General features: G+C 43.0%; 21 protein-coding genes. All 21 read left to right on the forward strand.

The features are described from left to right. The first annotated feature begins 194 nt into the window (after positions 1–194). The 21 genes from LKD42_RS07170 (at position 195) to LKD42_RS07270 (ending at position 22,155) form a co-directional block, all read left to right on the forward strand. Positions 195–4,241: a glycoside hydrolase family 3 C-terminal domain-containing protein gene (locus tag LKD42_RS07170; protein ID WP_248835261.1), complete on the forward strand. Its 4,047-nt coding sequence runs from the start codon at positions 195–197 to the stop codon at positions 4,239–4,241. A 413-nt stretch (positions 4,242–4,654) separates the two neighbouring features. Further along, complete coding sequence (locus tag LKD42_RS07175) at positions 4,655–9,922, forward strand: glycoside hydrolase family 3 C-terminal domain-containing protein (RefSeq protein WP_248835262.1); 5,268 nt, start codon at positions 4,655–4,657, stop codon at positions 9,920–9,922. A gap of 344 nt (positions 9,923–10,266) precedes the next feature. After that, positions 10,267–10,956, forward strand: coding sequence for a hypothetical protein (locus tag LKD42_RS07180; protein ID WP_248835263.1), 690 nt, complete (start codon positions 10,267–10,269; stop codon positions 10,954–10,956). Positions 10,957–11,138: 182 nt separating this feature from the next. Continuing rightward, positions 11,139–11,288 (forward strand): hypothetical protein, encoded by a 150-nt coding sequence (locus tag LKD42_RS07185; protein ID WP_248835264.1) that lies wholly within the window; start codon positions 11,139–11,141, stop codon positions 11,286–11,288. Between the two features lie 187 nt (positions 11,289–11,475). Next, positions 11,476–13,857 (forward strand): Ig-like domain-containing protein, encoded by a 2,382-nt coding sequence (locus LKD42_RS07190; RefSeq protein WP_248835265.1) that lies wholly within the window; start codon positions 11,476–11,478, stop codon positions 13,855–13,857. Positions 13,858–13,880: 23 nt separating this feature from the next. Beyond that, positions 13,881–15,092, forward strand: coding sequence for a hypothetical protein (locus LKD42_RS07195; RefSeq protein ID WP_248835266.1), 1,212 nt, complete (start codon positions 13,881–13,883; stop codon positions 15,090–15,092). 325 nt (positions 15,093–15,417) lie between these two features. Beyond that, a complete protein-coding gene (gene rpsJ / locus LKD42_RS07200) occupies positions 15,418–15,738 on the forward strand; it encodes a 30S ribosomal protein S10 (protein ID WP_022119162.1) in 321 nt (106 codons plus the stop codon). Positions 15,739–15,868: 130 nt separating this feature from the next. Continuing rightward, a complete protein-coding gene (gene rplC / locus LKD42_RS07205; protein ID WP_147632276.1) occupies positions 15,869–16,504 on the forward strand; it encodes a 50S ribosomal protein L3 in 636 nt (211 codons plus the stop codon). A gap of 26 nt (positions 16,505–16,530) precedes the next feature. Further along, positions 16,531–17,151, forward strand: a complete 621-nt coding sequence (gene rplD / locus LKD42_RS07210) for a 50S ribosomal protein L4 (protein WP_248835267.1) — start codon at positions 16,531–16,533, stop codon at positions 17,149–17,151. Next, positions 17,151–17,450 carry a 50S ribosomal protein L23 gene (gene rplW / locus LKD42_RS07215; RefSeq protein WP_022119159.1) on the forward strand — a complete coding sequence of 100 codons (300 nt, stop codon included), beginning with the start codon at positions 17,151–17,153 and terminating at the stop codon, positions 17,448–17,450. Before rplD ends, rplW begins: the two co-directional genes overlap by 1 nt. Before the next feature lie 68 nt (positions 17,451–17,518). Further along, on the forward strand, positions 17,519–18,367 hold the full coding sequence (gene rplB, locus LKD42_RS07220) for a 50S ribosomal protein L2 (RefSeq protein WP_022119158.1): 849 nt from the start codon (positions 17,519–17,521) through the stop codon (positions 18,365–18,367). 19 nt (positions 18,368–18,386) lie between these two features. Continuing rightward, entirely contained in the window at positions 18,387–18,668 is a 282-nt protein-coding gene (gene rpsS, locus LKD42_RS07225; protein WP_022119157.1) for a 30S ribosomal protein S19, read from the forward strand. A 34-nt stretch (positions 18,669–18,702) separates the two neighbouring features. Continuing rightward, complete coding sequence (gene rplV, locus LKD42_RS07230) at positions 18,703–19,089, forward strand: 50S ribosomal protein L22 (protein WP_022119156.1); 387 nt, start codon at positions 18,703–18,705, stop codon at positions 19,087–19,089. A gap of 11 nt (positions 19,090–19,100) precedes the next feature. Further along, complete coding sequence (rpsC, locus tag LKD42_RS07235) at positions 19,101–19,757, forward strand: 30S ribosomal protein S3 (RefSeq protein ID WP_022119155.1); 657 nt, start codon at positions 19,101–19,103, stop codon at positions 19,755–19,757. Beyond that, complete coding sequence (gene rplP / locus LKD42_RS07240; protein ID WP_022119154.1) at positions 19,757–20,194, forward strand: 50S ribosomal protein L16; 438 nt, start codon at positions 19,757–19,759, stop codon at positions 20,192–20,194. Before rpsC ends, rplP begins: the two co-directional genes overlap by 1 nt. Beyond that, positions 20,184–20,384: a 50S ribosomal protein L29 gene (gene rpmC / locus LKD42_RS07245; RefSeq protein WP_022119153.1), complete on the forward strand. Its 201-nt coding sequence runs from the start codon at positions 20,184–20,186 to the stop codon at positions 20,382–20,384. Before rplP ends, rpmC begins: the two co-directional genes overlap by 11 nt. Positions 20,385–20,424: 40 nt before the next feature. Next, on the forward strand, positions 20,425–20,679 hold the full coding sequence (gene rpsQ / locus LKD42_RS07250) for a 30S ribosomal protein S17 (protein ID WP_022119152.1): 255 nt from the start codon (positions 20,425–20,427) through the stop codon (positions 20,677–20,679). 20 nt (positions 20,680–20,699) lie between these two features. Then, positions 20,700–21,068 (forward strand): 50S ribosomal protein L14, encoded by a 369-nt coding sequence (rplN, locus tag LKD42_RS07255; RefSeq protein ID WP_022119151.1) that lies wholly within the window; start codon positions 20,700–20,702, stop codon positions 21,066–21,068. An 11-nt stretch (positions 21,069–21,079) separates the two neighbouring features. Further along, positions 21,080–21,391, forward strand: a complete 312-nt coding sequence (gene rplX, locus LKD42_RS07260) for a 50S ribosomal protein L24 (RefSeq protein WP_022119150.1) — start codon at positions 21,080–21,082, stop codon at positions 21,389–21,391. A gap of 22 nt (positions 21,392–21,413) precedes the next feature. Then, the gene (gene rplE / locus LKD42_RS07265; protein WP_022119149.1) at positions 21,414–21,953 is read left to right on the forward strand and encodes a 50S ribosomal protein L5; all 540 of its coding nucleotides are present in this window, start codon (positions 21,414–21,416) and stop codon (positions 21,951–21,953) included. Between the two features lie 16 nt (positions 21,954–21,969). Then, on the forward strand, positions 21,970–22,155 hold the full coding sequence (locus tag LKD42_RS07270; RefSeq protein ID WP_022119148.1) for a type Z 30S ribosomal protein S14: 186 nt from the start codon (positions 21,970–21,972) through the stop codon (positions 22,153–22,155). Positions 22,156–22,309 lie beyond the last annotated feature (154 nt).

Genomic DNA, 22,309 nt, shown 5'->3' on the forward strand with positions numbered 1-22,309 from the left:
TAATTTTTTTTCAAAAAGAGCAGCAGAGGAGATAAAAACCTCTGCTGTTTTTGATTAATCTGACTGTATATTCTGATAGATAATAAAAATTTACAAGAAAAACGTATAATTTTACATGGAAAATCAAAAGAAAATTGTGTAAAATTTATAATCATAGAGCAAAACGTATAAACGGGCAAAAGGAGGAGCAAAGAATGAAAAAACGTAACAGAAAAATCAGAAGTGCCATGGCAGCGGCACTGGCAGTGAGTATGGTCGCAGCACCGTGTTCTTCTGCATTGGCAGCCAGTACAAGTGATGAGATCACACAGCGGGAGATTGACAATGCGGCACTGGCAAGAGAGGCAGCCGGACAGGGTATGGTTCTGCTGGAAAATGAAAACCATACACTTCCTTTGAAGACAAAAAAACTGGCACTGTTCGGAAGCGGTGCGGTTCGTACCATCAAAGGCGGATTTGGTTCCGGTGACCCGTTCAACGGAGGACTTTCCGGAGGTGGTTCCTGGGATGTAGATCTGAATGAACGTTATAATATCCACATTTATAATACCTTTAAAAAAGCCGGCTATGATATCGTAAACTCTGATATGCTCGATGCATACGCAGATGCTTATGATGCACAGCACAAAATTGAAGGAAACAGTACGATGAACTGCTTCAAATTCCCTGAGATGGAGATCAGTGATGAAGAGCTGGCAGATGCTTCCGCAGATTCCGATACGGCAATCTATGTCATCAGCCGAAATGCCGGTGAAGGTACCGACCGTACACTGAAAGGGACGAAGGGAACTTACAACGGAGAATCTTATGATATTGGTGATTATTATCTGACGGATCTCGAACGTGAAAATCTGGAGCGTGTGGCAGCGTCCTTTAAAAAGACCATCGTTGTTCTGAATGTTGGCGGTATTATGGATACAAAATTCTATAACGAGATCAACGGACTGGATGCAATGCTTCTGATGGGACAGGCAGGTCAGGAAGGCGGCAACGCACTTCTGGATGTTCTGACCGGAGCCGTGACCCCATCCGGAAAACTGGCAGATACCTGGGCAGAAAACTACAGTGACTATCCGGCTTCGGATACCTTTGCAAATGCAGACGGAAACATCAAGAAAGAAGTTTATAACGAAGGTATTTATGTCGGCTACCGCTATTTTGATACCTTTAATATCAAACCGAAATACGAGTTTGGTTATGGACTTTCCTACACAGATTTCAAAATTGAGACACAGTCTGTGACAGCAGATGCCGATAAAGTTACCGTAAAAGTAAAAGTTACCAATACCGGCAGCACTTACAGCGGAAAAGAAATCGTACAGGTTTATTATTCCGCACCGGATTCTGCAGAGGCAGAGAAAGAATATCAGGAACTTGGCGGATTTGCAAAAACGGATGAACTTGCACCGGGCGAATCGCAGATTCTGACGATTTCTTATGATACAAAAGACATGGCATATTATAATGAAGACCAGGCAGCTTATATTCTGGATAAAGGAAAATACTATGTGCGTGTCGGTGATTCTTCCAGAAATACCAGTGTTGAGGCAACCATTGAAGTGGATGACACCACACTGACTGAACAGCTTTCCAACCAGATGGAAGTTCCGGACGGCGAAGATCTGGTAGAATGGAGCAAACCGGAAGAGGGCTACAGTTATCCAACAGAGGAAGCAGAAAAAGAAGCAGCTCCGGTTATCAAAGTTGATGCTTCTGAAATCAAGAGAGAAGACCATGCATCTGCATATGAAAATGAAGAAGTAACCACTTACACAACAGATGCTGCTTATGAAGCAACACAGCCGTACGAAAAAGTAGAAGTGGTAGAAAAGAAAGATTCTACTTTAAAAGATGTCATTGAAGGAAAAGCTACGATGGGCGAATTTGTCGCACAGATGAGTGTAGAAGAACTGGCGGCTCTGAACTGCGGAAGCGGATGGGGCGTTGCCAATGAAAATTCTCCGATCGTTGGAAGCAACTCTTCTACGGTAAAAGGTGCAGCAGGTGAGACAACCGTTTACGATCAGTATGGCATTCCGGGCATCGTTCTTGCAGACGGCCCTGGAGGTGTACGAGTAGCACAGAAATTTGATGCGACCATTGAAGGAAGCGATGAAAAACAGACACTGTACCAGTATTGTACCGCATGGCCGGTAAGTTATGTACAGGCTCAGACCTGGGATACCGACCTTGTAAAACGTATCGGTGTTGCATTTGGTAAAGAAGTTGATGAAATGAACATCACACTTCTGCTCGGACCTTCTCAGAATATTCACCGTGATCCGCTCTGCGGAAGAAACTTTGAGTACTATTCAGAAGATCCGGTTGTATCCGGTGTTATGGCAGCAGCTTGCACACTGGGCGTTCAGGAAACACCGGGTGTTGGTGCATGCCTGAAGCATTTCGCAGCAAATAACCAGGAAAGTAACCGTAATGCAGTTGACACGATCGTAAGCGAACGTACTCTGCGTGAAATTTACCTGAAAGGTTTTGAAATTGCAGTAAAAGAATCTCGTCCGATGTCTATTATGACATCCTACAACCTGATCAACGGCGTACCGACTGCAGATTCTTACGATCTGTGTACCAACATCGCCCGCGGTGAATGGGGATTTGACGGTCTGATCATGACTGACTGGAACGGCGGTTCCTCCACTCCGATGAAGTCCATGCATGCAGGAAATGACATGATCATGCCGGGTGGAGCAGAGAGAGCACAGAATATTGTAAACGGTATGCAGGATGCAGCACCGGTATTCGATGAAAGAGGACAGGTAGCAGTCGATGTTCAGCTGATGTACGGATTTGTTAAAGTATATTCTGCAAAATGGAATGAATTTACACCGTCTGCCGCTGGAACAAAGACGGTAACGACATCACTTGGTGAAGGCTATACAGCAACCGTTGCAGATGACGGAAGAATCCTTGTAAACGGTGAAGAAATCTATCTGAACTATCGTCAGGGATGGTTCAATCCTGGAACATTCAGCGTACCGGCAACAACCGATGTTGTAACCGTAAGCAACGATGGCAAGACTCTGACTTACAAAGGTGAATATGTAGACAACAACATCATCTGCCTCGGCGATGTACAGAAGAGTGCGATCAACAACCTGAACATCATCATGAACTCCAACATGATGCAGAGACGTTATGGTGTAGAAGTAAAAGACTACAGCACAGCACTTGGCAACCTGAAAGCATATCAGAGCGTAACAAAAGACAGCGTACAGAAAGCTTCTGCAAACGTTGAATCCTTAAACAAAGTGATCGCTATGGTAGAAGACCTGAATGCTTCTGATTATACAAAAGCAAGCTGGGCAGCAGTAGAAGAAGCTCTGAATGCAGCAAAAGCAGTAGCAGCAAAAGCAGATGCAACCGTTATTGAGACAACAAACGCAATGACAGATCTTCTGGCAGCAATGAACAGCCTGGAACAGGGTGTTGAGAAAACACATCTGGAAATCTCCATAAAAGAAGCTGAAAAAGTGCTGGTACGTGCAGACAAATACAGCAGCCTTGGAAATCTGGAAGAAGCAGTAGCAAACGGTAAAGCCGTTCTTGCAAACGAAGATGCAGATCAGGAAACCGTAAGTGCAGCAGCAACTGCAATCCTGAACGAGCTGAGCAAAGCAGTGAAAAATGCAGATCTTTCCTCACTGGAAAGCCTGATCAAATCTGCAAAGAAACTTCAGGATGGAAATTACACAAGCAATTCTCTTGCAAAACTGGATGAAGTAATCAAAGCAGCAGAAGCTGTTGTAGCAAACAAGAACAGAACCGCTGAAGAAGTAAACAAAGCTTACAGCGATCTGATCGATGCAGTGATCTCTTTGGAAAAGAAAGGCAACAAAGCGGCTCTGAAAGCAATGCTTGAAAAAGCAGCAGCTGTTCTGGAAGATAGCGATGCTTATGTAGCAGCAACCATCGAAGGACTTGCAGATGTAAAAGCAGATGCACAGGCAGTTTATGATAACGATGATGCAGTTCAGAATGAAGTAAACGCAGCAGTTCGTACACTGACACTGAAACTTGCAGAAGCAAGACTGTTAGGTGACGTAGACAACGATGGTGCAGTGACAACAGCCGACAGTACCGCACTTCTGGCAGCAAGTGCAGAACTGACAGAACTGGATGCAGATGCAGCGGCAGCAGCAGATGTAAACGGTGACGGTGTTGCAGACACAGGCGATGCAGCTCTGATCCTTGAGTATGCAGCAGAGAAAGTTGCAGGATTCTAAAAAATTCTGTATACAAGAAGAATAAAGAATAAAGGCGGCAGAGGAAGTAATTCCTCTGTCGTTTTTTGCTGTCAGGGAGTCCTGAAATATACAAAAAATCAATACAGGATGATTCATCGGAAGCCTGTTTGTGCAAAAAACCAGGCATTTCAGTAGAAAATGTGGATGTCATAAAAAAATACAAGCAAAACGTATAATATTACATGGAAACCTACAAAAAACTTGTATAAAATATATAATTACAAGGGCATGTTAACAGAAAGGCAGATTTGACACTGTCTGAAGCACAGCATAACAGAAGGAAGGAGGATCACGTTATCCTGTGTATGTCAAAAGGAGAGGAAAACGTAACTGGGAACGTATGGAACAGTTACAAAAAATGAAATAAGTGAATATAAAAAGGAGGCACGGCAATGAAGCGAACTTCAAAACGCGTGATGGCAGTCACAGTGTCGCTTGCAATGGTACTTACCGGCAGCACAAGTGCACTGGCAGCAACAACGAACCCGGAAATCAGTGACCGAGAGATCGAACATAAAACAGCGGCGAAAAACATTGCAGCACAGGGTATGGTCCTTCTGGAAAACAAGAACAATTCCCTGCCGATCTCCAAAGAAAAAGGAGCCAAGATCGCACTTTTTGGTCAGGGCGTATACAATACCATCAAAGGAGGTACCGGTTCCGGTGCAGTAAACCAGCGTGATAACGTTACCGTACAGCAGGGCTTTGAAAATGCAGGCTATGATATCGTTGATATTGACTTTGTAAATCAGATGCATGAAAGATGGACGGCAAATGGCGGCGGAACAAGCCAGGGCTGGAGCTACAAATGGGTAAATGAACCGATTTATGAGCAGACCGAAGGTGCCGTAGATCAGATCAAAGCAGCAGCAGAAAAAACAGACACCGCTATTTACGTGATCGCACGTAACTCCGGTGAAGGTTCTGACCGTTCTGCAGGAAAAGGTGATTACCTCTTATCCGACGATGAAGAGGCGAACTTAAAGCTGCTGGGACAGAACTTTGAAAATGTTGTTGTTGTCCTGAACGTAGGCGGAATCATTGATACAAAGTTTTTTGATGAGATTGATGGTCTGGATTCCATGCTTCTGATGTCTCAGGCCGGTATGACAGGCGGAGATGCGTTGGTAGAAGTATTGAACGGAACCGTAAATCCATCCGGTAAACTGACCGACACCTGGCCGGTGAATTTCGATGACAACCCATCGAGTGAAGGATTTGCAAACCAGGACGGCAACACCGCTCAGGAATTATATAACGATGATATTTTCGTAGGATATCGTTATTATGATACGTTTGGTGTGGATGTCTCTTATCCGTTTGGTTACGGTGGATCTTACACAAGTTTTGCGATGTCAACAAAATCGGTAAAAGCAGACAAAGATAAAGTAACCGTACAGGTTAAGGTAAAAAATACTGGTACCGTATCCGGTAAAGAAGTAGCAGAAGTTTATTTCTCAGCTCCGGACGGTGAACTGGACAAGCCATATCAGGAACTGGCCGGCTACGCCAAGACAGACGAACTGGCACCGGGCGAGTCTCAGATCCTTACGATCAGTTTTGATACGAAAGAAATGGGATCTTACGATACCGACAAAGCAGCTTACGTGATGGAAGATGGCGATTACATTATCCGTGTCGGTAATTCTTCCAGAAATACACACGTAGCAGCGAAACTCAATGTCGCAGAAGACACGATCACCGAGCAGTACAGCAACCTGATGGTTCCGGTAACAGAAAACGACAACATCGAAAACAGTGATAAATATCCGACCCTGGAGCCGATGACAACCGAAGGTGCAACATCGATCACATACGATGGCGAAGCAAATGAGATCGCGGCAGCGAAGACGATTGAAGTGGATTTTACAGGCTACAAAGCACCGGAGATCATCAAAGAGAACGAAGACGTAACGGTTTACACTTCCGATACAACCGAAGAAAAATATCTGTTTGCCAAGAATGAAGACGGAGCAACAGGAACCATTTCCCGTGTAGAAAAAGCAAACGCAAACAACACCGACTACAGCGTAACTTATCAGGAGCACGTTAAGAAATTTGACGGTGACTACAGCAAGAATACACTGAAAGATGTTTACGACGGTAAGATCAGTCTTGAGCAGTTCGTATCCGGTTTAAGCCTCTATGAGTTGGCAAACCTGGTAAACGGACATTCCAGTGACAAGACCGTACAGGGCGTTGCAGGAGCAACCTGGAAAAACGATGAAAAAGGGTTTGTACCTGTAAACCTGTCTGACGGACCTGCAGGTCTTCGTATTACACAGCACTATAAACAGGATGATACCGACTATTATCAGTATGCAACTGCATGGCCGATCGGTACACTGCTGGCACAGACCTGGGATACCGGGCAGATCTACGCTTACGGCGAAGGCGTTGGCGAAGAAATGGAAGAATTTGGTATCGGTTCCTGGCTGGCACCTGGTATGAATATCCACAGAAACGCACTCTGCGGACGTAACTTTGAATATTATTCTGAAGATCCGGTAGTCGTAGGTGTGACCGGTACAGCAGCAACACTCGGCGTACAGAAGAGCAAAGGTGTTGGCGTTACCATCAAACACTACGCACTGAATTCTCAGGAAACAAGCAGAAACAGCGAGAATAATACCGTTTCTGAAAGAGCAATCCGTGAGATCTACCTCAAAGGTTTCGAAATGGTTGTAAAACAGGCACAGCCGATGGCGATTATGACCTCCTACAACCAGAATAACGGAAGACCGGCAGCGGATGACTATGATCTTTGTACCGCATTTGCAAGAGACGAATGGGGATTCAAAGGCATGATCATGACAGACTGGGGCGGCGGACAGTCTGTACCGATGTACGAAATGCACGCAGGCAACGACCTTGTTTGCCCGGGCAAAGGCTACTCTCAGATCATGAAAGGCTTTATCAATGAGCCGGCATGGACAAGCGATGGTTATGTAGAACTGGAAGAGAGAAGCATTCAGGATGTTGATGCAAGCGGAAATCCGATCACAGTTTCTAAGATGGTTCCGAACTTTGGCGGATACAAACTGGATCTGAACGGCAATCTGGAAATCTCCACAACCGTAGCAAAAGGCGTAGAACTGAACGAAAAAGTTGCAGAACTGAAAGAACAGGGTTATATCACATCTGTTACAACAAATAGGCGTGGTGTGACAACTGTTACTTATAAAGTGAGCATGGATGACGGCGTAGAATCTACACAGGTTATCTCTCTTGGTGACCTTCAGAAAGCAGCTATCAACATCTGTAACTTTATTATGAATTCCATCGAATTTGCAAACGCAAACGACCTGGAAGCAAAATCACTGAACGAACTGTATGCAGACGCACTGCAGACGATCACTTCCTATGAAAAAGATGACGTTGTTCCGTCCACAACATACTCCACGATCACCGAAGGTTATGACTGGGGTCCGGCAATCTCCAAGGTTGTTGTAAATGTCGGCAAAGCAATGAGCGGAAATATTGACGCATCTGCATTTGAAGTAAACGTAACAAGAAAAGCACTCAGCGGATTCCTTCTTGGACCATCCAGAGGAACACGTAACGTAACCGCAGCTTATGTATCCGATGCAAACGGAAACAAAGCAGCAACGGGCAATTACATTACTCTGGAACTGGAAGTAGGACCGGATCTGTCCATCGGATCTCCGTTCAACTACAACTTCTTCGGAAGCGGCCACAATGAGTATGTAGACACTGCATATGAAGTAACCTTAAATAAAGAACTCAAAGCAGCAGACGGCAGCAGCGTAAATTTTGCAGCAAATAAATTTGCAGCAGACACCACACGGATCTGTGATGACTTTGATCTTGACGGTAAATTCAGCTACAACGATGAAAAATTTGGTCAGATCAATCTGACATACGCTTCCTATACACCGGAAGCAGCTAAGAATGACGGCAAGAAAAATGCTCTGATCATCTGGCTGCATGGTGCAGGCGAAGGCGGAACAGATCCACGTGTAGCACTGGTAGGAAACAAAGTAGTCAACCTGGCAACCGATACTGTACAGCAGTACTTTGACGGCGGAGCATACGTTCTGGCAGCACAGTGCCCGACGATGTGGATGGATAATGGTTCCGGACAGTATACAAGCGATGGAACCTCCAAATACACAGCAGCTCTGATGGAACTGATCAAAGCTTATGTAAACAGCAACTCTGATATCGATGCAAGCCGCGTATACATCGGCGGATGCTCAAACGGCGGATTTATGACCATGAACATGATCGTACATTATCCGAAATACTTTGCAGCAGCATATCCGGTATGCGAAGCTTACACAAACGATGCACTGACAGATGAAATGGTAGAATCTATCAAAGATATGCCGATCTGGTTCACACATGCAAAGAATGACCCGACCGTAAAAATCGGTACCATTGATGAAGACGGCAATTTCGTATCCAACGGTAACTACTCACCGAAGGCTTACGAGAGACTGACAGAAGCAGGCGGAAGCGATATCCACTTCTCACTGTTTGACGATGTACACGACACCACAGGTCTCTACAAGAGAGCAGACGGCACACCGTATCAGTACAACGGACACTGGTCATGGCTCTACACTCTGAACAACGAGTGCAAAGAAAACATCGACGGCGAAGAAGTAACTATCTGGCAGTGGATCTCCACAAAATCAAAAACAAACAGAGGACTTGAAAAAGTCATCGCAAAAGTAAACGCACTGAACGCAGAAGACTACACAGCAGACAGCTGGGCAGCAGTACAGAGTGCACTGGCAACAGCCAAAGCAGTAGCAGCAGATCAGAATGCAACACGCACACAGATCAACGCAGCAATGGAAGAGCTGGTAGCAGCATACTCCAAATTAGAGTATGGCGTACAGAAACTTCATCTGGAAGTTGCAGTAGAAGAAGCAGAAAAGATCCTGGCACATCCGGAAAATTATGAAGACATTGCAGCTCTGAAAGCAGCACTGGAAAGCGGAAAAGCAGTTCTGGAAGATAAAGATGCAGATCAGACAGCAGTAGATGCAGCAGCAGAAGCAATCCTTGCAGAACTGAACAAAGTAGCAGACAAAGCAGATGTGAAATCTCTGGTTAATCTGATTGAATCCGCAAAAAAACTTCTGGACGGCAATTACACAAGCGATTCCCTGAAAGACCTCAAAGCAGCGATCAAGAAAGCAGAAGATGTTATAGCAAATCCGAACAGAACAGAAGCAGAGATCGGAACCGCATATGCAGATCTGATCAATGCAATCCTGAATCTGCAGATGAAAGCTAACAAAGCAGCTCTGAAAGCAATCCTTGACAAAGCAAATGAAGTACTTGGAAACGCAGACGCTTATGTAGCAGCAACCATCGACGGACTGGATGCAGCGGCAGCAGATGCACAGAACGTACTGAACAACGCAGACGCAGTTCAGGATGAAGTAGACGCAGCAGTTCGTGCACTGACACGCAAAGTGGCAGATGCAAGACTTCTGGGAGACGTAGACAACGATGGTGCAGTGACAACAGCTGACAGTGCAGCACTTCTGGCAGCAAGTGCAGAAATTACAAGCCTCGATGCAGATGCAGCAGCAGCCGCAGATGTAAACGGAGACGACGTGGCGGATACAAACGACGCAGTTCTGATCCTTCAGTATGCAGCAGAAAAAGTTGCATCCTTCTAAGCGGATGAAGAACCTGCAAAAATGAATTACAAAAAGAGATGCCACAGATCACAGATCCTGACATTTCGATAAAAACGGAGCGGTGTAGCATTAAGTTACACCGCTCCGTTTTATAATGGTATCGTAATTTAAGACACTTCAAGAGACATTTCTTAATGAATCTGATATACTGTAAACACTACAGAAAGAAGGATTATAGTGTGAAAGAAAGCAGAGGACAGCCCTAAATGGGCACACTTGAGATGAGTATCAGAAAAAAAGTAAAATGAATACATCAAGTGTTTCTGAAAAAAATGGGAACCGTGAAAAATAAGCAATAACAAGGAAAAAGGAGAGCGAAAGAAATGAAGAAAATCAAAAAATTCATGATGACGTTAACAATGGTGGCATTTATGTTTGGATTGGCAAATATTGGATCAGTGAAAGTACAGGCTGCCAGCCCGTCTATAGACAAGAGTGTAACTTATAATTTATACAAAGGTCAAGTAGGGTTTGGTAGTGTCTGGGTTCGTAATCCTGTTACAAATGCAAAAATAACAGGTTTAAAGAATTCGAATTCAAAAGTAATAGAAGTTACAGCAAGTGAAGACGCCAGCTATCCACATTTAGAAATAAAACTGGTCGGAGAAGGAACGACAAAAATTTCATTTCAGTATGCCGGAAAAACTCTGACGCAGAAAATTACGGTAAGGAAATACAAAAATCCGTGTAAGTTATTGAAAATTGGAAAGACGAATTACGCTAAATGTTTTAATAAATCAGGACATTACAACCATAATAAGCGAACAAAAAACGTTACCGGAAAGATAACCATAAAACCGAAAAAGGGATGGAAATTAAAGAAAATAGAAGTATTCAATATATTCGATGGTGTAAAAAAGGTGAAGAATAATTCAAAAGTAACGTTATCTATTAAAGGAACGGGAACAGGATTATATGCATATTTCAAAAATACAAAAACAGGAGTTGTGCAGAGATTAGAGCTTGGATATGGACGTGGAGGCTTTAAAACTGGAGAAAATATTTATGATTAAGTAAATGTAGCAGAATGAAGTATGCAAAAAAGCAATCAAAACAAGAACTTTGTTTTGGTTGCTTTTTTTGAACAGGTATAGTTTTGGGATACTAGACAGTGAAGAGATGGTGAAAAAATATGCAAAATCAGCAGATCAGAAAGTTGTAGCCCTGATACAGAAATGGCTGGCAAACAGATACAGTGAGTTTCAAACAAAGAAAATACGATATCTATCTTGTAGATGATCAGGAAATACATCTTCCGCAGGAGGTATATTTCAGCTCCCTGAATGAATCAGCAATGTACATTATTTATCCTGGAAAGGGACCGACTGGAAACTGGTATGAATAACACTTGGCTATGATCGGAGAGTACAACGACAGAGCGTATATAATGAATAAAATAAAAACAGTTGACAAAATAGCTTTTTCTCGGTAACGTGGAGAAAAGGCTATTTTTTTCAACAACATTATTTATAGGAAGGACAGGTGAATCTATGAAAAAAGCGACCTCAAAGTTATTGTTATTTTTCTTTTGCATGAGTTTTCTTATGGTGATTCCTAAAAAAGTAAATGCAGCAGAAATCATTCCGGTCAATATCTCGGTCAAATATGGTCAGACAGAAGGCCGAAAGATCTTTGACATGATCAATGAGATGAGAACAGACAGCTTCGATGCATGGTGTTGGAATGAGGATAATGAAACAAAAACCAGATATGATAACCTGAACGAGCTTGCTTACGATTATGATCTGGAGAGAATTGCAACGAAGCGTGCAGCAGAACTTGCATTATTGTTCGATCATGGAAGACCAAACGGTGAAAGCTTTTTCAGTATTTATGAGGAAGAAGGTATCACTTATCGTGCAGCCGGAGAGAACATTGCAATGGGATATCGTACAGCAGAAGCAGTAAATGCGGCATGGCGTGAAGATGGCGAGCCGTATAACGGACAGGGACATCGAAGGAATATGCTGAATCCTAAGTTTAATTGTGTTGGAATTGGGCATGTTTACCTGGATGGCTGTCATTACTGGGTAGAAGAATTTGCATACAGAACTTCTGTTAATACCACGGAAACAACAGCAAATGACAGTGAGCAAACCATGAGCCTTTCGGTGCCGAAAAGCAAGGTTACGGGTCTTAAAGTAGCGTTTGACAAAACTTCCTATAGCCTCCGAACCGGAGAATCAACAGAAGTAAAGCTTACGGCTAAGCTTACTGTTTTTGGAAGCGATACGATCGTGACAGATCTGCCGGCTATTTCAGTAAATGATCCTTCCATTGCCACCTATAGCAATGGAAAAATTACAGGAGTAGCAGAAGGAAGCACGACATTGACGGCATCTTTGTACGGACTGACAGCAGCAGATATGCCAACGATAAATGTGTATAGGTGTGAACATCATTGGGATCAGGGAGAGATCATAACAGAACCAACCTGCACAGAAGAAGGCGAAAAAAAATTCACCTGTAGTATCTGCGGTGATGAAAAAACAGAAAAAGTAAGTGCAACAGGTCATCAGCATACGGAAATCCGCAATAAAAAAGAAGCTACCTGTAAGGAAACAGGCTACAGCGGAGATACCTGGTGCAAAGATTGTAGAAAGAAAATCTTATCCGGTCAGACGATTGCAAAAACAGAAAATCATAGCTGGGATGCCGGAAAAGTCACAACAAAAGCAACCTGCACAGAAGAAGGCGAAAAAACATTTACCTGCAGTATCTGCGGTGATAAAAAAACAGAAAAAATAAGTGCAACAGGTCATCAGCATACGGAAATCCGCAATAAAAAAGAAGCTACCTGCAAGGAAACAGGCTACAGCGGAGATACCTGGTGCAAAGATTGTGGAAAGAAAATCTTACCCGGTCAGACGATTGCAAAAACAGAAAATCATAGCTGGGATGCCGGAAAAGTCACAACAAAAGCAACCTGCACAGAAGAAGGCGAAAAAACATTTACCTGCAGTATCTGCGGTGATGAAAAAACAGAAAAAGTAAGTGCAACAGGTCATCAGCATACGGAAATCCGCAATAAAAAAGAAGCTACCTGTAAGGAAACAGGTTACAGCGGAGATACCTGGTGCAAAGATTGTGGAAAGAAGATCTTATCCGGTCAGGCGATTGCAAAAACAGAGGATCATAGCTGGAATCAGGGAGAGATTACAAAAGAACCAACCTGTAAAGAGAAAGGTGAAAAAACATTTACCTGCAGTATCTGCGGCAATACAAAAACGGAAAAAGTGAGCACAACGGACCATCAGCATATGGAAATCCGCAATCAGAAGAATCCTACCTGCAAGGAAGCAGGATATAGTGGAGATACTTATTGTGCGGATTGCGGAGTGAAAATTTCCTCCGGTAAGACGATTGCAAAAACAAAGAACCATAACTGGGATGGAGGAGTGATCACAACAGAACCGACCTGTACAGAGCGAGGCGAAAAAACATTTACCTGCACGATCTGCGGAAATACAGATACAAAGAAGGTAAATGCAACAGGACACAGTTATGGAGCATATAAAGTTGTCAAAGAGCCGACAAATAAAAGAAAAGGACTGAAGAGCAAAACTTGCAGTGTATGCGGAAAAATAGTTTATGAGGGGATACCAAAGACAAATTCTTCGCCGACAGATTCTTCAGAGACAAATCCGGATCAGAATCCGCAGACAAGCCAGAAAACCACGCGAAAAATCAAACTGAACCGCAGGAAACTGACTTTGAAAAAAGGCAAAAGTTTTAGATTGAAAGTTACGTTAACTCCGGCAGACAGCCAGGATAAGATTACTTACAAGACTTCCAATAAGAAAATTGCGACAGTTAGCAAAACAGGAAAGATCAAAGCAAAGAAAAAAGGAAAAGTAAAGATTACAGTGATTTCCGGAAAGAAGAAAGCAGTTTGCACTGTAAAAGTGAAATAGGTGTAAAGGAAATGGAAATGCTTATGAAAAACAGAAAGTTATATCAGATGTTAGCTGTAACAGCAGGAGTGCTGCTTCTTTCTGGCTGTGGTGCTTCCTCCGCACAGGAAACGGGCATAACATCATCCGATCCGCAGGAACCAACCACAATTTCTGAAGAAACAAAAGCACCAGATAGTACAGAAAGTACAGAAAACACAAAAAGCACAGAAAGTAAAGCATCAGAATCCGAATCTTCGGCTGAGACAGCAGCAGAAACAGAATCTCAGTTGCAGCAATCTGAAATACAGCAGCAGAAGACGGATCAGCAGATTTCACGAATCAATTATTATGATGCAGATGGCAAACTGATCTACTACGACAGTTATGCTTATTATGATAACGGTTTATTATGCAGCACTACGCTTCATTCCGTTGATTATTATGACAATGGAAATGGAGAACAGGATTCCTATACGGGCAATGAATATACGTTTCTGTATCTGTATGATGCGGATGGTAATATCAAAACAACGATGCCGGGTTCCCTGACAATTGCAGATAACTACAATGATGAGACGGGGGAATTTGTGCTGGATTATGATTATGATGCGGATGGAAATTCAACACCGCTTATCATTTATCCCAAAGAAGAAAGTATTGAGCAGGAGAAGTTTCATGTGGATCCGTCAAAGACAGAAAGGATCTACGGGGCTGCACCGATTCTTCCGACGCGGGCAGAAAATGGATGGACTTCTTCCTATTTAAATGAAATCTTTTCGCAGGATGCACCAACAGACATGACAGAAGTACGGTTTCTGGATATCAACGACGACGGGCAGCCGGAGCTCTGGCTGGATTATGGATATGGTTATGCAGGCGGAGAAGTATTTACAACGGATGGCAGCACGACGGACAAGGTTTACCTGTCACATGGAGCGGCCTATACAATCCCTGGCAGCAATCTGCTACATACAACCGGTGGACATATGGGTGGATATTATGACGAGATTTATAAGATTGAAAACGGAAAGTTCACTACAGTTGCCAAAGGCAGTTATGGAGAAACAGAAGATCAGCAAACGGATGAAAACGGTGAACTGATTTACCGTTATTACTGGAATGGTGAGGATGTGTCAGAAGAACAGTATGAGCAGAACCTGAAAGAACTTTTTGATCAGGATCAGGCGGAGGACATTTATCAGAATATCTATACATTTGAACAAAGCAAGGCACTGCTTCAGCAGATGATGTAAAGATTATGAGTGAAAACACGGATTGTACTTAAAAAAAAACAACAAAAACAGTAAAAAAGCTCTTGCATTTACAAGGGCTTTTTATTATAATAGCCAGTGTTGTGACATTGATAGCGTTGAAGCGTGAGGTTGCTGCGGACTCAAATCGCAGGTTTTCCGTGGAGCGAATGTCAAGTTATAAAACTGGCGACAAGTCACTGTACAATATAGAGAACGTCCGGGTAAGCCGGAAACACCGTGTGAGATTTGAGACACACACGGCATAGTGTACAGTCACCGCTTGTCGTACTGAAACAAAGTGCGAAAAGGAGGCGACTTTTTTATTATGGCAACAAGTCAAGTAATGAGAATCACATTAAAAGCATATGACCATCAGCTGGTTGATGCATCTGCAAAAAAAATCATCGAAACTGTAAAAAAGAACGGATCTAGGGTGAGCGGACCGGTGCCACTGCCAACAAAGAAAGAAGTAGTGACAATTCTGAGAGCCGTACACAAATACAAAGATTCCAGAGAACAGTTTGAGCAGAGAACTCATAAAAGACTGATTGATATCGTAGCACCGACTCAGAAAACAGTTGATGCACTCTCCAGACTGGAAATGCCGGCTGGTGTTTACATCGATATCAAAATGAAAAACAAATAATGAATTTGTTCCGTAAATTATCCTAAAGGGTTGATATAGAAGTAACGCAAGTTCCACTTATATCGATTGTTTGACTAGGATGATTGCACAACACAGTGTAATCCGCTGTAGAAAAACAGGAGGTAAATCAATGAAGAAAGCGATTTTAGCAACAAAAGTCGGAATGACTCAAATCTTCAATGAAGACGGAGTGCTTACTCCGGTAACCGTTCTGCAGGCAGGTCCTTGTGTAGTAACACAGATCAAAACAGTAGAAAACGACGGTTACAGTGCAGTACAGGTTGGTTTTGGCGACAAGAGAGAAAGTCTTGTAAACAAACCAATGAAAGGTCAGTTCAGCAAAGCTGGTGTATCCTGCAAGAGATTCGTAAGAGAGTTCAAATTTGAGAATGCTGAGGATTACAAAGTAGCAGACGAGATCAAAGCTGACATCTTTGCAGCTGGTGATAAGATTGATGCTACTGCAATTTCCAAAGGTAAGGGATTCCAGGGTGCGATCAAGAGACATGGTCAGCACAGAGGACCGATGGCTCATGGTTCTAAATTCCATCGTCATCAGGGTTCAAACGGTGCCTGCTCCGATCCGAGCCGTGTATTTAAAGGAAAAGGAATGCCTGGACAGATGGGAAATAAGAGAATCACCATCCAGAACCTGGAAATCGTAAAAGTTGACGTTGAGAACAATCTTCTCTTGGTTAAAGGTGCAGTACCAGGACCTAAAAAATCTTTAGTGACAATTAAAGAGACTGTAAAATCTGGTAAGTAAGCATTTTCGAAAGGAGGAACACACAGATGGCAAACGTATCTGTTTTTAATATGGAAGGCAATGAAGTTGGCACTATGGAGCTCAACGATGCCATTTTCGGTGCGAAAGTAAATGAGCACCTTGTGCATCTGGCAGTTGTAAGTCAGCTTGCAAACAAACGTCAGGGTACACAGAAAGCAAAAACCCGTTCTGAAGTATCCGGTGGCGGAAGAAAACCTTGGAGACAGAAAGGAACCGGTCATGCAAGACAGGGTTCAACAAGAGCTCCGCAGTGGACAGGCGGCGGAATGGTATTCGCTCCGGTGCCACGTGATTACACAATCAGACTGAACAAAAAAGAAAAAAGAGCAGCTCTGAAATCTGTTCTGACTTCTAAAGTTCAGGAAAACAAATTCATCGTTGTTGATGAACTGAAATTTGACGAGATCAAGACAAAAGCTATGAAAAATGTTCTGGCAAACCTGAAAGCTGACAAAGCACTGGTTATCCTGAATGACAACGACCAGAACGTAGTTCTGTCTGCAAGAAATATCGAAGGTGTTCAGACAGCTCTGACAAATACCATCAACGTATTTGATCTGCTGAAACACAACACCGTTGTAGTTACAAAAGCAGCTGTAGAAACAATCGAGGAGGTGTACGCATAATGGCAAATGTACAGTACTATGATGTGATCTTAAAGCCGGTTATCACAGAAAAAAGCATGAACGCTATGGGCGACAAAAAATACACCTTTTTTGTTCATCCGGAAGCAACAAAAACTCAGATTAAAGAAGCTGTAGAAAAAATGTTCGAAGGAACAAAAGTAAAAAGCGTAAATACCATGAACATCGACGGCAAGAAGAGAAGACGTGGTATGACAGTCGGAAAAACAGCTAAGAGCAAAAAGGCAATCGTTGCTCTGACAGAGGACAGCAAAGATATCGAAATCTTCCAGGGACTCTAAGATCTGACTTAATCAAACGATATACGCAGGCTAAGCGTGACAATAAATAGTTGAAAGGAGAAACAACAATGGGAATTAAAACATATAACCCATATACACCTTCCAGAAGACAGATGACTGGATCTGATTTCTCTGAAATTACAAAAACGACTCCTGAGAAAAGCTTGGTAGTATCTCTGAGCAAAAACTCCGGACGTAACAATCAGGGTAAGATCACAGTAAGACACCGCGGAGGCGGAAATAGAAGAAAATACAGACTGGTAGATTTCAAGAGAAAGAAAGACGGAATCGCAGCAAAAGTTATCGGTATCGAATACGATCCGAACAGAACAGCTAATATCGCACTGATCTGCTACGCAGACGGTGAAAAAGCATACATCCTGGCACCGGCCGGACTGAAAGTCGGCATGAAAGTTATGAGTGGTGCTGAAGCAGAAGTAAGACCAGGTAACTGCCTGCCTCTGTCTGCTATCCCGGTTGGTACTATGGTACACAACATCGAACTGTATCCTGGAAAAGGCGGACAGCTGGTTCGTTCCGCAGGAAACGGCGCACAGGTTATGGCTAAAGAAGGAAAATACGCAACACTGCGTCTGCCTTCAGGTGAAATGAGAATGGTTCCGATCAACTGCCGTGCAACCATCGGTGTAGTTGGAAACGGAGAACACAACCTGATCAACATCGGTAAAGCCGGAAGAAAACGTCACATGGGTATCAGACCTACTGTTCGTGGTTCCGTAATGAACCCGAATGACCATCCACACGGAGGTGGAGAAGGTAAGACCGGTATCGGTCGTCCAGGTCCATGCACACCTTGGGGCAAACCTGCACTTGGCTTGAAGACAAGAAAGAAAAACAAACAGTCTAACAAGCTGATCGTAAGAAGAAGAGACGGAAAAGCGCTGAATAATAAATAGGATATAGGAGGTTGAATCCATGGCACGTTCACTGAAAAAAGGACCATTTGCTGATGCAAGCTTACTGAAAAAGGTAGATGCCATGAACGCAGCAGGCAGCAAACAGGTTATCAAAACCTGGTCACGCCGTTCTACAATCTTTCCACAGTTCGTAGGACATACAATTGCTGTTCATGACGGAAGAAAACATGTTCCTGTATATGTTACAGAGGATATGGTTGGACACAAACTCGGAGAGTTCGTAGCAACCAGAACCTACAGAGGACATGGTAAGGACGAGAAAAAATCTGGCGTTCGCTAGAATCGGATAATCAGTCGAAAAGGAGGTTATATCTATGGCTAAAGGACATAGATCCCAGATAAAGAGAGAAAGAAATGCTCAGAAGGACACAAGACCGTCAGCTAAGTTATCTTACGCCAGAGTCTCTGTTCAGAAAGCATGCTTCGTATTGGATGCTATTAGAGGCAAAGATGTTCAGACAGCACTTGGTATTGTAACTTACAATCCAAGATATGCATCTGAGCTGATTGCAAAATTATTAAAATCAGCAATTGCAAACGCTGAAAACAACAACGGTATGAGTGTTGAAAACCTTTATGTTGAGGAATGTTACGCAAATAAAGGACCTACAATGAAGAGAATCAGACCAAGAGCACAGGGCAGAGCTTACAGAATCGAAAAGAGAATGAGCCACATCACCATCGTGCTTAATGAGAAATAGGGAGGTAAAGCATGGGACAGAAAGTTAATCCACACGGCCTGAGAGTCGGTGTTATTAAAGACTGGAATTCTAAATGGTATGCTGAAGCTGACTTCGCTGATTATCTGGTAGAAGATCATAAGATCAGAACATACCTCAAGAAAAAACTGTACAGCGCAGGAGTTGCAAAAATCGAAATCGAGAGAGCTTCCGACAGAGTAAAAGTTATCATTTACACTGCTAAACCGGGTGTTGTTATCGGTAAAGGCGGCTCTGAAATCGAAAAAGTAAAAGCAGAAGCTCAGAAACTCACTTCTAAGAAGCTGATTATCGATATCAAAGAAGTTAAGAGACCGGACAGAGACGCACAGCTGGTAGCTGAGAACATCGCTCTGCAGCTTGAAAACCGTGTTTCCTTCAGACGTGCTATGAAATCTACAATGGGACGTTCTATGAAAGCAGGAGCAAAGGGTATCAAGACTTCCGTATCCGGCCGTCTTGGCGGAGCTGATATGGCTCGTACAGAGTTCTACAGCGAAGGTACTATTCCACTGCAGACATTGAGAGCAGATATTGACTATGGATTTGCTGAAGCAGATACAACTTACGGCAAACTTGGCGTTAAAGTTTGGATCTACAAAGGCGAAGTTCTTCCAACGAAAGGCAATAAGGAAGGGAGCGATAAATAATGTTAATGCCAAAAAGAGTAAAGCGTCGTAAACAGTTCCGTGGCTCCATGGCTGGTAAAGCGCTTAGAGGAAATAAAATTACAAATGGTGAATATGGTCTTGTCGCTTTAGATCCATGCTGGATCAGATCCAACCAGATCGAGGCAGCCCGTGTTGCTATGACTCGTTACATCAAACGTGGTGGTAAAGTTTGGATCAAAATTTTCCCAGACAAACCTGTAACTGCAAAACCAGCTGAAACCCGTATGGGTTCCGGTAAAGGAACTCTGGAATACTGGGTAGCAGTAGTTAAACCGGGCCGTGTAATGTTTGAACTTGCAGGAGTTCCGGAAGAAGTTGCTCGTGAAGCATTACGTCTTGCTATGCATAAATTACCTTGCAGATGTAAGATCGTTGCCAAGGCAGATTTAGAAGGCGGTGATAACAGTGAAAATTAATAAGTATGTAGAAGATTTAAGAACGAAATCAGCTGCAGAATTGAATGAAGAATTAGTAGCTGCTAAAAAGGAACTCTTCAACCTGAGATTCCAGAACGCAACAAATCAGTTGGACAATACAAGCAGAATCAAAGAAGTTCGCAGAAACATTGCAAGAATCCAGTCCGTTATTACAGAGAAAGCTGAATAATCAACGGTAACATTCTGCTAGAAAGGAGCAATGGTTAAAGATGGAAAGAAATCTTAGAAAAACTCGTGTCGGCAAGGTCGTAAGCAATAAGATGGATAAAACAATCGTAGTTGCTATCGAAGAGCATGTAAAACATCCGCTTTACAAAAAGATCGTGAAAGACACATATAAATTAAAAGCACATGATGAAAACAACGAGTGCAGCATTGGTGATACAGTAAAGGTTATGGAAACAAGACCGCTGTCCAAGGACAAGAGATGGAGACTTGTTGAAATCGTCGAAAAAGTGAAATAGTATATAGGAGGTATATCAGCATGATCCAGCAGGAAAGTAGACTGAAGGTGGCTGATAACACTGGTGCAAAAGAGATTCTGTGTATCAGAGTTATGGGCGGATCTACCAGAAGATATGCAAGCATTGGTGATGTAATCGTAGCTACGGTTAAAGATGCAACACCAGGCGGTGTTGTTAAAAAAGGTGATGTTGTAAAAGCAGTAGTTGTTCGTACAGTTAGAGAAACACGCCGTAAGGATGGTTCCTACATCAGATTCGATGAGAACGCTGCAGTTATTATTAAAGATGACAAAACTCCAAGAGGAACCCGTATTTTTGGACCAGTAGCCAGAGAGCTTCGTGAAAAACAGTTTATGAAAATTGTTTCACTGGCTCCGGAAGTATTATAAGGAGGTACCAGATGTCAGCTTATAAAATTAAAAAAGGTGATACCGTTAAAGTAATCGCCGGTAAAGATAAAGATAAAGAAGGCAAAGTAATCGCAGTTGACACAAAGAACCACAGAGTTCTGGTTGAAGGTGTAAACATGGTTACAAAGCACACAAAACCGTCAGCAGCTAACCAGCAGGGCGGAATCGTTGAAACAGAAGCTTATATCGCAGTTTCAAACGTAATGTACCTGCACAAAGGTCAGCCGACAAGAATCGGATTCAAGATGGACGGCGACAAAAAAGTTCGTTTTGCCAAGAAAACTGGCGACGTAATTGATTAATTGAGAGAGGAGGTCGCAAAAGTTGAGTAGACTGAAAGAGAAATACCAGAACGAGATCGTAGACGCATTAATGAAAAAATTCGGATACAAGAACATCATGGAAGTTCCGAAGCTTGACAAAGTTGTTATCAACATGGGTGTTGGCGAAGCAAAAGAAAACGCTAAACTTCTGGAAGCAGCTGTAAAAGATATGGAAACCATTACTGGTCAGAAAGCAGTTCTGACAAGAGCTAAAAACTCCGTTGCTAACTTTAAAATCCGTGAAGGCATGCCAATCGGATGCAAAGTAACACTGCGCGGCGAAAAAATGTATGAGTTCGTAGACCGCCTCATCAACCTGTCACTGCCACGAGTACGTGACTTCAGAGGTGTAAATCCTAATGCATTTGACGGCAGAGGTAACTATGCTCTGGGTATCAAAGAACAGTTAATTTTCCCTGAAATCGAGTATGATAAGGTCGATAAGGTAAGAGGTATGGATGTTATTTTCGTAACAACTGCCAAGACAGATGAAGAAGCTCGCGAATTATTAACTCAGTTCAACATGCCGTTTGCAAAATAGTTAGGAGGGAAATTTCATGGCTAAGACAGCAATGAAAATCAAACAGCAGCGTAAACAGAAATTCTCCACAAGAGAATATAACCGTTGCAGAATTTGTGGTCGTCCACACGCATACTTAAGAAAATACGGAATCTGCAGAATCTGCTTCCGTGAACTGGCTTACAAGGGAGAGATCCCAGGCGTTAAAAAAGCAAGCTGGTAAGATAAATAATGCCCTGCAGCTTACGCAGGAATCAATAAACTGTAGGATATACCAAAAAGATTCACCGGCAAAGGGAATTCAGGCATGTAATGTGCTTGTTATTCCGGCGGTGATGCGGTATACTGACAGTGTGTACCGTATAAAAATACATGTA

The organism is Hominisplanchenecus faecis (genome assembly GCF_020687205.1).
Lineage (GTDB): Bacteria > Bacillota > Clostridia > Lachnospirales > Lachnospiraceae > Hominisplanchenecus > Hominisplanchenecus faecis.